General features: G+C 55.4%; 13 protein-coding genes. 5 read left to right on the forward strand and 8 right to left on the reverse strand.

Translation table 11 applies throughout. The features are described from left to right. The first annotated feature begins 10 nt into the window (after window positions 1–10). Window positions 11–193 (forward strand): hypothetical protein, encoded by a 183-nt coding sequence (locus ACT3R4_RS03915; protein ID WP_441677706.1) that lies wholly within the window; start codon window positions 11–13, stop codon window positions 191–193. 137 nt (window positions 194–330) lie between these two features. Then, a complete protein-coding gene (gene yccS / locus ACT3R4_RS03920) occupies window positions 331–2,547 on the forward strand; it encodes a YccS family putative transporter (protein ID WP_441677704.1) in 2,217 nt (738 codons plus the stop codon). Between the two features lie 18 nt (window positions 2,548–2,565). Here the strand turns inward: yccS and recG are convergent, their stop codons facing one another. After that, complete coding sequence (gene recG / locus ACT3R4_RS03925; protein ID WP_441677702.1) at window positions 2,566–4,644, reverse strand: ATP-dependent DNA helicase RecG; 2,079 nt, start codon at window positions 4,642–4,644, stop codon at window positions 2,566–2,568. After that, the gene (locus ACT3R4_RS03930; RefSeq protein WP_172116789.1) at window positions 4,641–5,570 is read right to left on the reverse strand and encodes a hydrogen peroxide-inducible genes activator; all 930 of its coding nucleotides are present in this window, start codon (window positions 5,568–5,570) and stop codon (window positions 4,641–4,643) included. The genes recG and ACT3R4_RS03930 overlap by 4 nt, the downstream gene beginning before the upstream one ends. A gap of 152 nt (window positions 5,571–5,722) precedes the next feature. Between ACT3R4_RS03930 and ACT3R4_RS03935 the strand changes: the two genes are divergently transcribed. After that, window positions 5,723–6,604, forward strand: coding sequence for an SDR family oxidoreductase (locus tag ACT3R4_RS03935; RefSeq protein ID WP_441677700.1), 882 nt, complete (start codon window positions 5,723–5,725; stop codon window positions 6,602–6,604). A 137-nt stretch (window positions 6,605–6,741) separates the two neighbouring features. Here the strand turns inward: ACT3R4_RS03935 and ACT3R4_RS03940 are convergent, their stop codons facing one another. From ACT3R4_RS03940 to gmk, 4 genes are all read right to left on the reverse strand, one after another. Further along, window positions 6,742–7,131, reverse strand: a complete 390-nt coding sequence (locus ACT3R4_RS03940; RefSeq protein ID WP_087110278.1) for a RidA family protein — start codon at window positions 7,129–7,131, stop codon at window positions 6,742–6,744. Between the two features lie 193 nt (window positions 7,132–7,324). Next, window positions 7,325–9,460, reverse strand: a complete 2,136-nt coding sequence (locus ACT3R4_RS03945; RefSeq protein WP_172116787.1) for a RelA/SpoT family protein — start codon at window positions 9,458–9,460, stop codon at window positions 7,325–7,327. Window positions 9,461–9,486: 26 nt separating this feature from the next. Further along, the gene (gene rpoZ / locus ACT3R4_RS03950) at window positions 9,487–9,747 is read right to left on the reverse strand and encodes a DNA-directed RNA polymerase subunit omega (RefSeq protein ID WP_087110274.1); all 261 of its coding nucleotides are present in this window, start codon (window positions 9,745–9,747) and stop codon (window positions 9,487–9,489) included. A gap of 89 nt (window positions 9,748–9,836) precedes the next feature. Beyond that, window positions 9,837–10,469 (reverse strand): guanylate kinase, encoded by a 633-nt coding sequence (gene gmk, locus ACT3R4_RS03955; RefSeq protein WP_172116786.1) that lies wholly within the window; start codon window positions 10,467–10,469, stop codon window positions 9,837–9,839. A gap of 182 nt (window positions 10,470–10,651) precedes the next feature. Between gmk and ACT3R4_RS03960 the strand changes: the two genes are divergently transcribed. Continuing rightward, window positions 10,652–11,347 carry an extensin-like domain-containing protein gene (locus tag ACT3R4_RS03960; protein WP_441677698.1) on the forward strand — a complete coding sequence of 232 codons (696 nt, stop codon included), beginning with the start codon at window positions 10,652–10,654 and terminating at the stop codon, window positions 11,345–11,347. Window positions 11,348–11,435: 88 nt separating this feature from the next. Here ACT3R4_RS03960 and ACT3R4_RS03965 read toward each other — a convergent pair whose 3' ends face one another. After that, window positions 11,436–11,693 carry a YMGG-like glycine zipper-containing protein gene (locus tag ACT3R4_RS03965; RefSeq protein WP_441677696.1) on the reverse strand — a complete coding sequence of 86 codons (258 nt, stop codon included), beginning with the start codon at window positions 11,691–11,693 and terminating at the stop codon, window positions 11,436–11,438. A gap of 61 nt (window positions 11,694–11,754) precedes the next feature. Next, a complete protein-coding gene (locus tag ACT3R4_RS03970; protein WP_441677694.1) occupies window positions 11,755–12,951 on the reverse strand; it encodes an MFS transporter in 1,197 nt (398 codons plus the stop codon). A gap of 208 nt (window positions 12,952–13,159) precedes the next feature. Between ACT3R4_RS03970 and ACT3R4_RS03975 the strand changes: the two genes are divergently transcribed. After that, the gene (locus ACT3R4_RS03975; RefSeq protein WP_441677692.1) at window positions 13,160–13,771 is read left to right on the forward strand and encodes a DNA-3-methyladenine glycosylase family protein; all 612 of its coding nucleotides are present in this window, start codon (window positions 13,160–13,162) and stop codon (window positions 13,769–13,771) included. Window positions 13,772–13,782: the final 11 nt, after the last annotated feature.

Below are 13,782 nucleotides of genomic sequence, written 5' to 3' on the forward strand. Positions count from 1 at the left end.
AGGGGCAAACGTGATCGTAACGGCCGGACGTACCTACAAGCGTGACTGGCTGCACCGTTTGGAGCTCAAGACCGTACTAAATCACCGCCTTCCTGATTACGCTAGGCAACTCAATAACACGGCGCCTTCTGGTATTACGCGCAATTTTGAAAATATCGGGGGCAGCGCTCATTGGGTTGCTCAATGGCGATAATATAGGCAAGCGTGTGGTCGAATGGTAGGGGCTTATCTGCTCCAAAAACGCATAACGTGATAACCCCAAAACCATAGCAACGAACCAGCCCCATGGCTTATACTAAAGTCTAACAACGACTGACAATAAGAGCGTCTATGCCTATTTCACTGCCGCTTCGGCGTCTTTGGACACTTGATAAGTTTGCCTATAGCCTGCGCGTTTTTATCGCATTCAGCGCAGCCCTGCTATTTAGCCTTTATCTTGGCGACATCGCCCTGGTAATACCGCTGTTTCTGGGCATTATCGCCTGCGCGCTCTCCGAAACCGATGACAGCTGGCAAGGCCGCTTACAGGCGCTGCTGGTAACCCTGGTATGTTTTACCTCAGCCTCATTTATCGTGCAGTGGCTGTTTCCTTGGCCATGGCTGTTTGCGCTGGGGCTGGGAATATCCACGTTCACCCTCATCATGTTGGGCGCTATCGGCCAGCGATACGCCACGATTGCCTCAGGCACGCTGATTTTATCGATCTACTCAATGATCAATATTGAGCAGCACGGCGGTGTGGATGCCGATGTGGCCTCACGCCAGTTGCTGCTGTTGGCGGGTGCGGCCTGGTACGGGGTTATTTCCGTTGTCTGGTGTGTTCTTTTTTCTCGTCAACCCGTCAAGCAGAGCATGGCGCGCGTGTACAAGACGCTGGGCGAGTTTCTGATTCTTAAATCAGCGCTGTTTGAACCCGTACGCGGGGTCGATGTAGAAGCCCGTCGCGTGGCGCTGGCACGCCAGAACGGCAAAGTGGTGGATGCCCTCAACCAGGCAAAAGAGATGATTTTTCGTCGTCTGGAAGGCCAGCGTGGAAGTCAAAAGCTTAACCGTTACCTGCAGATATACTTTATTGCTCAGGATATTCATGAACGGGCAAGCTCGACCCATTACCCCTACAGCGCCCTCACCGAAGCATTTTTTCACCATGACGTACTGTTTCGCTGCCAGCGGCTTTTGGATCAGCAGGGCCGCGCCTGCCGTCAGCTAGCCAAATCGTTACTGCTGAAGCGCGCTTTTGACCATAAGCAGAGTGAACAAGCCTTGGCCGACCTTAGGGCCTCTATCGATAATTTGAGCGAACGCGGCAAACCCGAATGGCGCAAACTGATGCACCCGCTTAATGCGCTGGCGGACAACCTCGCGACGCTCGAAGCACAGATCGCCAGTGCTCATAACCCGGATACCACCAACGACCGCGAAGATAGCGCGCTCTATGATCGCTCGCCCTCCAGCCTGCTGGAAGCGTGGAAGCGAGTACAGCTCAACTTTACCCTTGGCTCGCCCACCTTTCGCCACGCGGTACGCCTGACAACCGCGCTCATGGCGGGCTACGGCCTGCTTCAGTGGCTGGACCCCGAACAAGGCTTCTGGATTTTGCTGACTACCCTGTTTGTATGTCGGCCTAACTTCGCTACAACGCGACGCTTTCTTTCCCAACGCATTTTGGGCACGGTACTTGGCCTTACGGCAGGCTGGGTGTCGATCAGCCTGTTTCCCCAGCCAAGCGTGCAGAGCGTGATTGCGGTGGCCGCTGGCGTCACCTTTTTTGCCAACCGGGAAAAACGCTATGTCGTGGCGACAGCGGCCATCACGTTGCTGGTGCTGTGTAGCTTTAACCAGGTAGGCGACGGCTTCGACCTTATCTGGCCGCGCCTGTTTGACACCTTAATTGGCTCGCTGATTGCAGGACTCGCGGTGTTTTTTATTCTGCCCGATTGGCAGGGCCGCCGGCTGTATCGGGAAGCGGCGAAGACGCTTACCAACCACCGCCGCTATCTGGATGAAATTATTCATCAATACGAAGAGGGCAAGCAGGACGACCTTGCGTACCGCTTGGCACGGCGCAATGCCCACAATGCCGATGCCGCGCTTTCTACCCTGCTCACCAATATGCTTCACGAGCCAGGCCACTACCGCAAACAGGATGCCGATAATGGCCTACGCTTTTTGGTGCTCTCCAATACGCTGCTTAGCCACCTCTCGGCCCTGGGCGCCCACCGGCACCGCTTGCTGGAAGGCGAGGATGACGCCGCCTTGATGCCATCCGCTAAACGGATCAGCGAACTTCTGGGCCAGCTTGCCGAGCAGTTGGACAAGCGTCAGCTGGTTGCCCCGCTCAATGAGCCCGTCAGCGAGCTACTCACACAGCTGGATGAGTCCGGCAAGACAAGCTCTGACGAACAAGCCGTGGTGATGTATCGCCCTATTCAAAGCCAGCTACGCCTCATCACCGAACAGCTAGCGCCTTTAGGTGAGGCGGCGAATCGCTTGACCCGCACATCAGCCTCCATCGAGGAAACTACCCGCCCTAACGCTAGCGTTTAAACGTACCGTTACTGACCGCTACACCTGCCCGTAGCGGCCTGCGGCTTCGCCCAACCACCGCCGTACCAGCACGGCGGTTATTTGCGGTTCGCTTTGCAGCTCGCACGCTAACGCGGTGACGCGCTCTAACAGGTCAGCATCGCGTTCCAGGTCGGCAATTTTCATCTGTGCCAGGCCCGTTTGTCGGGTGCCTAACACCTCGCCCGGGCCGCGGATTTCCAGGTCTTTTTCAGCGATACGGAAACCATCGGTAGTCTCACGCATGACGCTTAGGCGCTGGCGGGAGCTTTTGGAGAGCGGCGGATGATAAAGCAGTACACAGAAGCTTTCCGTGCTTCCCCGGCCCACGCGGCCACGCAGTTGGTGAAGCTGGGAAAGCCCCAGGCGTTCCGGATTTTCAATAATCATCAGACTGGCGTTGGGTACATCCACCCCCACTTCAATTACCGTGGTGGCTACCAACAGATCCAGCTCGCCCTCTTTAAAAGCAGCCATCACGTCGGCTTTCTCGCTGGCCTTCATTCGCCCGTGGATCAAGCCAATGGCAAGCTCCGGTAACGCGTCGGTTAGTTCCTGACAGGTGACTTCCGCCGCCTGGCACTGCAGCACTTCGGACTCATCAATCAACGTGCACACCCAATAGGCCTGGCGACCATCGCTGCAGGCACGGCGAATCCGCTCAACAACCTCCGGGCGGCGCTCATCAGACACCACTACCGTTTTAACCGGCGTACGCCCCGGCGGTAGCTCATCAATCACCGAGACATCCAGGTCCGCATAGGCGCTCATGGCCAGCGTGCGGGGAATAGGTGTCGCGGTCATGATCAGTTGGTGCGGCGTTAACCCACCCGCTTCGCCTTTTTCACGCAGAGCCAAGCGTTGGTGAACCCCAAAGCGGTGCTGTTCGTCGATAATGGCCAGCCCCAGACACTGAAAATGAACGTCGTCCTGGAACAGCGCGTGGGTGCCGACCACCATACGTGCGCGGCCATCGGCGATGGCTGCCTTGGCATCCAGGCGGGTTTTGCCCTTTAATTTTCCCGCAAGCCAGGCGACTTCAATACCCAGTGGCTCAAACCACGCCTTAAACGCCCGGTAGTGCTGCTCAGCAAGGATTTCCGTAGGTGCCATTATCGCCGCTTGGCAATTGCCTGCCAGGGCCGCTAGCGCTGCCATGGCGGCCACCACGGTTTTCCCCGACCCCACATCGCCTTGCACCAGGCGCAGCATGGGGGCGGGGCGGCTTAAATCCAGCGCAATCTCCTCAAGCACTCGCCTTTGGGCCCCCGTTAAGGCAAACGGCAGCTGGGCTAAAAAGCGTGCCTGAAGGTTGCGCCCGGAAGGCAGCTGAGGAGCGCCGTCGGCCTGAATACGCAGGCGCACTTCACGCAGGCTAAGCTGATGCGCTAAAAGCTCTTCCAACGCTAGGCGGCGCGTGGCGGCATGCTGGCCGCTGGAAAGCTTATCAATATCAACATCAGGCGGGGGTTGATGCAGTAAATGTAGGCAGGCGTGCAGCCCCGGCAGGTGAAAACGCTGACGCAGCACGTCAGGAATGACATCCGGCAGCGCTTCGGGCGCGCTATCCAGTACGCCAAGCGCCTGCTGCGTCAATGCGCGCAAGCGGGCTTGATTCAAGCCTTCGGTGGTGGGGTAGATGGGGGTGAAATACTCATCGACCGGCGTTTCGCCCGCTGCATTCAAGCGATATTCGGGATGGTAAATTTCAAGCCCGGTGGCCCCAGCCCGCGCTTCACCAAACGCACGTACCGAAACGCCCGGGCGCAACTGCTGCTGTTGGGCAGGCGAAAAGTGAAAAAAACGCAGGCTTAGAATACCGCTACCATCGCGCAGGCGTACCAATAGGCTTCTCCGCCGCCCTTTAACGACATCAGAGGCAGTCACTTCCCCCTCTATCACCGCTTCCTGCCCGGCGCGTAGCAGGCCGATTGGCGTTAATCGGGTGCGATCCTGATAGCGTAGCGGCAAGTGAAAAAGCAAATCGCTTACGTGTTCAATGCCCAACCGCGAAAGCTTGAGCGCCAACGCTTCACCGACGCCTTTAAGCGCAGTGACGGGGCCATTAAGATCGCTCATGAGCGCGCTTTACCCTTTTGGGCGGGCTGTTGGCACTGGCTGATGGCATCCACCAGGGCGTCGATTGCTTTAGGGCGCGGAAAGCTGGCTCGCCAGGCGATCGCTACCGTTCGTGAAGGGGCAGGGTCGACAAAGGGTCGGCTCTCAAGCATCGCATTTTCATACTGATCGGTGCCTAACGCTGACTGCGGCAGTACGGTAATGCCTAGCCGTGACGCCACCATATGCCGAATGGTTTCCAGCGAGCCTCCCTCGGCAATCAAGGTATTATTCGGGTTGTTAAGCTTTTGGCTAATCGCCGGGCACGCCTCAAGAATCTGGTCTCTAAAGCAGTGGCCTTCACCCAACAGCAGCAAGCGCTCTTCCAGCAGCTCCTCTTTACGAATAGCCTCGCGCTCTACCCAGCGGTGATTTGCCGGTATCAAGACTTCAAACTGCTCTTCGTAAATGGGCTTGGTCACAATATCGGTGTCCGTGAACGGTAGTGCCACAATAATGACATCCAGCTCACCATTTTTTAACTTGGCACGTAACGTTCCGGTCATACCTTCTTCAATATACAGCGGCATTTGCGGCGCGATATCGGCAAGCGCAGGAATCAGGTGCGGAAACAAGTAGGGACCAATCGTGTAAATAGCCCCAATGCGTAGTGGATTGGATAGCTGATCCTTACCCGCGCTGGCCATTTCATAAATCAGCCGGCTTTGCTCCAGCACGCGCTGGGCTTGAGCAATGATCTTCTCGCCAAGGGGGGTTACTTGAATCGTGGATTTGGAGCGCTCAAACAGCGGTATATCAAGCTCCTCCTCCAGTTTTTTCACCGCCACAGAAAGCGTGGGCTGCGACACATGACAGCGTTCAGCCGCGCGACCAAAGTGGCGCTCCTGGGCAAGGGTTACGATGTAGCGAAGTTCTGTTAAAGTCATAACGGCGCCAGTGGGCATCCTCTCGTAGCAGCTCATGACGAATATCATGGCAGTCAGCGGGACGAAAAGGGACAGGAAATCCTGATGACGATGTCACATCTCGCAGCGAGTTTGTATCCAATAGGGAATATTTATCAAAAGGAGTGGACAAGGTGAAGCTAACGATACTGATTATCGGTTGTGGTGATCTCGGCATTACCTTAGGACGCCAGTTGATTGATGAGGGGCACCACGTCATTGGCGCACGTCGTAAAACAGCGGCTTTAGAAGACACCGGCATTGAACCTCTGGCGCTTGACCTTAATGATCTTGATGAGGCCAATGCATCTGCACTCCCCCAAGCGGACTACGTCATTTATAGCGTAAGCGCTGACCGCTTTGAAGAGAGCGCTTACCAAAGCGCCTATCCGGACGGTCTAAAGCGCGTACTGAGCGTGATGGAACAGCACAAAAACCCACCGCGTCGGGTCTTTTTTGTCTCCTCTACCAGCGTATATGGTCAGCAGGAAGGCGAGGAGGTGACCGAAGATAGCCCAACCGGCCCTACCAGCTTCTCTGGCATGCTGATGTATGAAGCGGAGCAACGGCTGCTTAACCATTCGCTACCCGGCACTGTGGTACGTTTTTCAGGCATTTATGGGCCTGGCCGTGACCGCTTGATTCACCAGGTAGCAGAAGGCCGCATCGCTGCGGTTACGCCGGTTATCTACTCCAACCGCATTCACCGGGATGATTGTACCGGTATTCTGGCGCATTTAATTCGCAGCCAGGAAAGCGGTCAACCGCTGGCGGAACTTTACCTGGGTAGCGACTGCGAGCCGGTCACCATGCATAACGTGATGGCCTGGATAGGCAAGCAACTGAAGGTGGAATCAACCGATACCATGCAGTCGCCGCTGCGCCGTCGGGCCAGTAAGCGCTGTAATAACCAACGTATCCTTGGAACCGGCTATCAGTTTCGCTACCCAAGCTACCGTGAAGGCTACGCTCAGATACTCAAAGAGGGCGGCTTTTTAGAGACTCAGAAAGCCTGATTGAAAATTTCCGGGTAAAAAAGCGTTACTTCAGATAGCGAAGCAGTCGATAGCAGACGAGATAATCAATACGCAAACACCGACTGGGCGCTAAACGCTCAGCCGGTGTTTTTTATAGCGAAAACGTCGTTAACGGTTTAGTCGCCGATGACCATTACGGCTTCGGCTTCTACCTGGCTGCCTTTAGGCAGCGCTTTAACACCCACCGCGGCGCGGGCAGGAAACGGTGTAGAGAAAAACTCTTCCATTACTTTGTTAACGATAGCGAAGTTATCCAGGTCGACCAGGTACAAATTCAGTTTCACCACATCGCCAAGCGAGCCTGCGGCTTCTTCGCAAACGGCTTTCAGGTTGGTAAATACCTGGCGCGCCTGTGCTTCGAAGTCCTCGGACACCAGCTCCATGGTCGCTGGGTCTAGCGGAATCTGACCAGAGAGATAGACCGTATTACCCGCTTTGATCGCCTGCGAGTAAGGGCCAATCGCGGCGGGGGCTTTGTCAGTATTAATAACGGCTTTATTGCTCATGCGGTGTTTCGCTCCTCAGTTATTCAGTACTCGTCGTTCTTCAGTACCAGTCATTATTAAGCGTTAATTATCCAACCAGCGTGTTTGTAGAAAGTTTAAAAGGGGGTCTGTTTTTTTCAAAAATAGGTAATGACTGCAATAGCGGTACGTGGCCGGTGCCGGATGGCAATTCGGCCAGGCCGCTTTAATAGGTTTAGTTGGTCATACGGGTAATTTTTCCGACGTTCGGCAAATTACGAATGCGTTTGATAATACGTGCAAGGTGAACGCGGCCTTTGACCGACAGCGTGAGATTCACCGTAGAGAGGCGCGCATCACGCTCTTCAATGCCAATTCGCTCGATATTGGCATCAGCATCGGTCACCAGCCCTGCAAGCTCCGCGACGAGGCCTCGACGGCTTTCAATTTCAATCCGCAATGCGACCGGGAAGTCTTCATCAATCGCGTCAGACCACTCAAGCGTAAACAGCTTATCAGGATCGTTTTTATGCTCTATCAGGTTTCTGCACTCGGCGCGATGCACCACCAGTCCTTTACCCATAGAAAGATGGCCCAACACCGGGTCGCCAGGAAGCGGATGGCAACAGCGAGCAAAGTTAATCACCATGCCTTCGCTACCGCTTATCAGCACGGCTTTGCCACCATCAAAGGTACCTGAACGGGAATCGGGATGATCACCATGAGCGACGTCCATCAAGCGCCTGGCGACCACATGCGCCATACGGTTGCCCAGGCCCAGCGACTCCAGAAGGCTATCCTGTGAGGCTATTTCCAGCTCTTTTAACGCTTGCTGAAGCACGCTGTCGTCAAGCTCTTCCAGGCTGGTTTCAAACGGCGCCAGCGCTTTGTTAAGGAGCCGCCGACCAAGCGTAATCGCTTCGGTTTGCTGCTGATGCTTCAGCGCGTGGCGAATAGCCGAGCGCGCCTTGGCCGTCGAGACAAAGCTAAGCCAGGCAAGGTTGGGGCGTGCGCCGGGCGCGGTGATAATTTCCAGCGTCTGGCCACTTTCCAGGCGTGTTGAAAGCGGCGCCAAATGGCGATCAATTCGGCAAGCAATACAGTTATTGCCGATATCGGTATGCACGCTATACGCAAAGTCGATCACCGTGGCGCCTTGGGGCAGCTCCATGATGTCGCCTTTTGGGGTAAACACGTAAATATCGTCGGGGAACAGATCGTTTTTGACGTGTTCGATAAACTCCAATGAGTTCCCGGCGTGGCGCTGCATCTCCAATAGGCCTTTCACCCATGCCCGGGCGCGCGCATGGCTGCCTTCAGCAATCGGATGCGTGGTCTGCCCCGCTTTATAGAGCCAGTGAGCCGCAATACCGTTATTGGCCATGGCCTCCATTTCGCGGGTGCGGATCTGCACTTCAATCGGCATGCCACGCGGCCCAAACAGCGTAGTGTGGAGACTTTGATAGCCGTTGGCCTTGGGGATGGCGATATAGTCTTTAAAGCGCCCCGGCACCGGCTTATACAGATTATGCACCACGCCCAAGATACGATAGCAGTTGGCGACATCCTCGGTAATGATCCGAAACCCGAATACGTCCATGATTTCAGCAAACGGTTTACGCTGGTCGCGCATCTTTTTATAGATCGAGAGCAGGTGCTTTTGCCGCCCCATAACCGTGCCCTGCAACACCTCTTCATCCAGGCTTTGCTGCAGTGACGACTGGATTTCACGCATGGCGCTACGCCGATTCCCCCGGGCGCTGGCGACCGCTCGCTTGATACGCTCTGAACGCATGGGGTGGATGGCTTGAAACGAAAGATCTTCAAGCTCAATACGAATCGTATTGATGCCTAGCCGCCCGGCAATACGGGCGTAAATTTCCAGCGTTTCTCGGGCAATACGGCGTTTTTTATCCGGCCTGAGCGCACCCAGCGTACGCATGTTATGCAGGCGGTCAGCAAGTTTGACGATAATGACGCGAATATCCCGCGACATCGCCAATACCATCTTCTGGAAGTTTTCCGCCTGAGCAACGGCTTTATCTTCAAAGGTGATCTGGGTCAGCTTGGAAACACCATCGACAAGCTCCGCCACCGGATCGCCGAACTGGGCAGCCAACGCCTTTTTGGAAACACCGGTATCTTCAATGACATCATGCAGCATGGCGGCCATCAGGCTTTGATGGTCCATGTGCATATTGGCCAGAATATTGGCCACAGCAAGCGGATGGGTAACGTAGGGTTCACCCGAGCGCCGACGCTGGCCATCATGGGCCTGCTCGGCGTAATAAAAGGCGCGCTTGACCTGCTGGATCTCATCTGAGGGTAAATAGCCGCCGAGTCGATCGGCCAGGTCATCAATGGTGAACATTTACCGCGCCCCTGCTCGTTTCAGCCTTAGTCGTCGATTTGGGCGCTGGGCGCCATGGCGGGACGCACGCGAACAGGCGCTTCAACAGGTTCATCGAGTACGGTGTGATCCACGAGGCCTGCCGCAATTTCACGCAATGCCATCACGGTAGGCTTATCGTTTTCCCAAGCCAACTGGGCATCACGCGAGCCACGTGCCAATTGGCGGGCGCGCTGGGTGGAAATCATCACCAGCTTGAAGCGGTTTTCGACATTTTCCAGACAATCTTCAACGGTTACGCGAGCCATGGGGCCTTCCTGTAATGACGACGCTGGGCCGATGTTGTTGGATAACGCCACCGGCCCAGCGAAAAAAAATAGTGATAGAACTTGATAGATTACTCGACGCTGGGCGCCTGTGACAAGAGTGCATCCAGTAGCGGCGCATGGCGCTCGCTAACCTTGGTAAGCGTTAAGCGGCGACTGATCACCAGCGACTGCAGTTCCCGAAACGCCGTGGTGAAGTCATCGTTAATGACCAGGTAGTCGTACTCATTAAAGTGTGACATCTCGCTAACCGCATCACGCATGCGCCGTGCAATCACTGCATGTTCATCCGTACCGCGATTCGCCAAGCGGTGTTCCAGTTCGCCAAGCGATGGCGGCAGAATAAAGATGGATACCGCCTCAGGCATTTGTTTGCGTACCTGCTGCGCGCCCTGCCAGTCAATTTCCAGAATAACATCCTGGCCCGCTTTCAACAGCGTTTGGACCGCCTCGCGCGACGTGCCATAGTAATTATCGAAGACTTTGGCATACTCAAAAAAGTCGCCACGCTTAATCATCGCTTCAAAGTCAGCCACCGTGGTGAAATGGTAATTAACGCTATCCACCTCACCGTCACGCTTAACGCGGGTAGTATGCGATACCGAGACCTGAATGCCATCAAGGCTTTCAATCAACTCGCGAACCAGACTGGTTTTGCCTGCACCCGACGGGGCGGAAACAATAAAAAGCGTACCTTGGGACATACAGCGCTTCCCTTGTTAGCGAAAAACGGTTAGTAAAAATAGTTAGTGGAAACAGTTAGTGAAAACAGCTAGCAAAAAGATCATTAGCGGAGCAAGCAAAGCAACACGCTTATTTAAGGTGCGCAGTATCGCACACCCTCTCCGCGGACTGTAGAGTTTGCGTAAGTACCCAAGGAGGTTGGATGCGCAGCACGCTGGTCATATTAGTTCTTATTGCGCTGGGTGTAGCCTTACAAAAAGGCATTATCGAAATTCCTCGCCACTGGGCGCCATGGGCACCTCTGTATGTCGATGATCCGATAACGCCCGTTACTCAGCTAAAAATCAAACGCTTAAGCGACAATAGAGACGCCTGTTTAGCCGCGCTGGATACCGTGCCAGAAGGCGAGCTTAGTTACACCCCCCTTGCCGATTACTCCCCCACTGCAAACTACCCACTGACTAATATTGTACGCATGCAGTCCAGCGGTGTGCGCTTTAATCAAAGCTTTGTGGCTTCCTGCCCGCTAGCGCTTGCCTGGGTGATGTACGAGCGTCACGAACTGCAGCCTGCGGCGCAAGCAATCATGGGAAGCCGCGTGGCTCAGGTAAATCACGTGGGCAGCTTTGCCTGCCGCAATATTTACCATCGTGAGAGCGACCGGCGCAGTGAGCACGCCACGGCGGAAGCACTGGATGTTATCGGGTTCCAGTTTGAGAATGGCCAACGTATAACGCTGATCAACCACTGGGATGATGAAGGGGAAACAGGAGAGTTCTTGCGAGCAGCGCGGGATGGCGCTTGCCGTACATTTGGCAACGTATTGGGGCCTGATTACAATGCCGCGCATGCCGATCACTTTCACATGGGCATGCGCGGTTTCCGATTATGCCGTTAAAACCCCGTGCTTTAAGAACATCACCCTTTAAGAGAAACAGGCCCTTAAGAAAAACAGGCAATGATGAACGCGCAGCGGGCTTTCACGCTTAATCGCGGTCTAGATTGATATCGTCTTCATCGGTCAGGGCGCCCGTTGCGGCACCAACGCCTGCGCCTAGCGCGGCACCGCCCGTGACACTGCCACCCGTGGCAGCGGCAGCGCCCGCACCCACAGCGGCACCTACCCCAGCGCCACTCGCGGAGCGTTCACCCGTTGTTGTACCGCAGCCAGCTAAACCAATTGTTAGTGCGGTAATAGCGCTCAACGTTAAAACACGCGATGTCTTGATCAATTGAGTATGCATAGTCACCTCCTTATGGGTTGCACCCTTATACCCTAGGAATGAATGGCTATTTATGCCACTTTTATAATCCCACAGCCACGCTGTCGGTGCGTTTCTCAAGCCAGCGCCCCCACACAAAAATCGCTAGCCCGCATAGCGCCAGGCCCGTGCCCACCAGCCCCGTACTCGACCAGTTCAAACCCGCACTAATTGCCAACCCGGCAAGCCAGGCACCTAATGCATTAGCGCCATTAAATGCAGCATGATTAAGCGAGGCTGCCATGGTTTGAGCATCCCCGGCCACATCCATTAAGCGGGTTTGTAACGAAGGGGCAAGGGCCATACAGGTACCCACAAGCCCAACGCACAGAAGCCCTGTCCATACGTTATTGGCAGCAAAGTAATAAAGCCCTTGAATCAAGGCACACCAAACCAGAATTTTTGGAATGGCCCTCATCAGGTTCTTATCCGCCATGCGACCGCCGACCAGATTGCCAATAATCGACCCCACACCGAAAATCACTAGTACCAGCGGCCCCAAGGCCTCGCTCATACCCGCCTGTTGCGTCAGGGTGGGCATCACATAACTAAAAATCGAGAACATACCGCCACAGCCGATACAGGCAATGGCAATGGTCACCAGAACGCGAGACTTGGCCAGTGCCGACAGCTCACGCAGCGGGCTTGCGAGTGCATCAAACGGCTGCACCGGCACCCACCCGCGAATTAATAGCGCGGTCATTAACGCTATAACGCCTACCCCGGAAAACGCGATTTGCCAGCCAAACTGGTTACCCGCCCAGGTACCCAGCGGCGCGCCGATTAAAATGGCCGTGGTTAAGCCCAGCATGACACGGGAAATGGCCCGGGCACGTTGATCAACCGGCACCGCCCCCGCGGCGACTAATGCCGCAACGCCGAAGTAGGCGCCATGCGGCAAACCTGCCACAAAGCGCAGCCCCACGAACGACCAGAACCCAGGCGCCATGGCACTGGCAATATTGCCGATGGCAAACACCAGCATCAACGCAATTAATAACCCCCGCTTGGGCACGCGCGCGGCCAATGCGGAAATCAACGGAGCCCCGACCACAACGCCTAACGCGTAGCTGCTGATCGCGTAACCAACTTGCGGCACGCTAACCGCCAGGTCGCTCGCGACACGGTTCATCAGGCCCATTATGACGAATTCACTGGTGCCAATACCAAACCCACCTAGCGCCAAGGCGAATTCGGCCAAACGCGGGTTACGCGCCAGCCCTTGGGGCGACTCTTGCATTTTTTCTCCTCAGGCGCGCCAAACGCCTGCTTAACAAACGGCCGTTATAGTGGGGCGATGATCGCAGGATTAGACGAAAGTATAAATATGTTCAATGAAATATTAGCAGGCGAGTGTTTCACTTTAACAGACTACGCTTTGAAGCAGGCCTGCGGTTAAAGGCTTAATCCACAAAGCATCTTTAACACTCTGCATCCGTAAGGCGTATATGCCCCCTGACACCATTGAACAGGCCCTAAAAACGCTCGCCAGGGCCGACACAGATATCGCCCGTGCCCTTCCATTGGTAGGTGCGCCCTCGCCACGTGTGCGTGATAAAGGCTTTGCGACGTTCTTCTCCACCATTGTCAGCCAGCAGCTTTCCACGGAAGCGGCCCGTGCGATTATGAGCCGCGTGAATACCCTGCTGCCGGAACTTCATGCCCAAGCCGTCCTCGACACACAAGGTCAGGCACTGCGTGATGCCGGGCTCTCGTGGCGCAAAATCGAGTACGCTAAAGGGCTTGCCGAAGCGGAGCTTGCCGGCACCTTCAGTGCCGACGGGCTTGAGCATCTAAGCGATGAGGAAGTGATTGCCACGATTACCCAACTGCGTGGCTTTGGGCGCTGGAGTGCGGAAATCTACCTGATGTTCTCGCTTAAACGCCCCGACATCTTCCCCGCCGACGACCTCGCCCTACGCGTGGCGTTAGGCCGCTTAAAAGGTTTAGACGACAAACCCACGCCCAAGCAGGCACGAATGCTTACGCAGCACTGGGCGCCCTGGCGCAGCGTGGGGTCGCTATTTCTGTGGCACTACTATCGCGGCGAGCCGGTTTAACAATAAAACAT

The organism is Halomonas sp. AOP7-E1-9, from assembly GCF_052376035.1.
Lineage (GTDB): Bacteria > Pseudomonadota > Gammaproteobacteria > Pseudomonadales > Halomonadaceae > Vreelandella > Vreelandella citrativorans.

What these genes read in the sequence shown, in the direction of transcription:
- ACT3R4_RS03945 (WP_172116787.1), bottom strand. Translation starts at nt 9,460, where the DNA reads ATGTTCACCATTGATGACCTGGCCGATCGACTCGGCGGCTATTTACCC.
- recG (WP_441677702.1), bottom strand. Translation starts at nt 4,644, where the DNA reads ATGAGCGATCTTAATGGCCCCGTCACTGCGCTTAAAGGCGTCGGTGAA.
- yccS (WP_441677704.1), top strand. Translation starts at nt 331, where the DNA reads ATGCCTATTTCACTGCCGCTTCGGCGTCTTTGGACACTTGATAAGTTT.
- ACT3R4_RS03930 (WP_172116789.1), bottom strand. Translation starts at nt 5,570, where the DNA reads ATGACTTTAACAGAACTTCGCTACATCGTAACCCTTGCCCAGGAGCGC.
- ACT3R4_RS03965 (WP_441677696.1), bottom strand. Translation starts at nt 11,693, where the DNA reads ATGCATACTCAATTGATCAAGACATCGCGTGTTTTAACGTTGAGCGCT.
- ACT3R4_RS03970 (WP_441677694.1), bottom strand. Translation starts at nt 12,951, where the DNA reads ATGCAAGAGTCGCCCCAAGGGCTGGCGCGTAACCCGCGTTTGGCCGAA.
- ACT3R4_RS03960 (WP_441677698.1), top strand. Translation starts at nt 10,652, where the DNA reads ATGCGCAGCACGCTGGTCATATTAGTTCTTATTGCGCTGGGTGTAGCC.
- ACT3R4_RS03975 (WP_441677692.1), top strand. Translation starts at nt 13,160, where the DNA reads ATGCCCCCTGACACCATTGAACAGGCCCTAAAAACGCTCGCCAGGGCC.
- ACT3R4_RS03940 (WP_087110278.1), bottom strand. Translation starts at nt 7,131, where the DNA reads ATGAGCAATAAAGCCGTTATTAATACTGACAAAGCCCCCGCCGCGATT.
- rpoZ (WP_087110274.1), bottom strand. Translation starts at nt 9,747, where the DNA reads ATGGCTCGCGTAACCGTTGAAGATTGTCTGGAAAATGTCGAAAACCGC.
- gmk (WP_172116786.1), bottom strand. Translation starts at nt 10,469, where the DNA reads ATGTCCCAAGGTACGCTTTTTATTGTTTCCGCCCCGTCGGGTGCAGGC.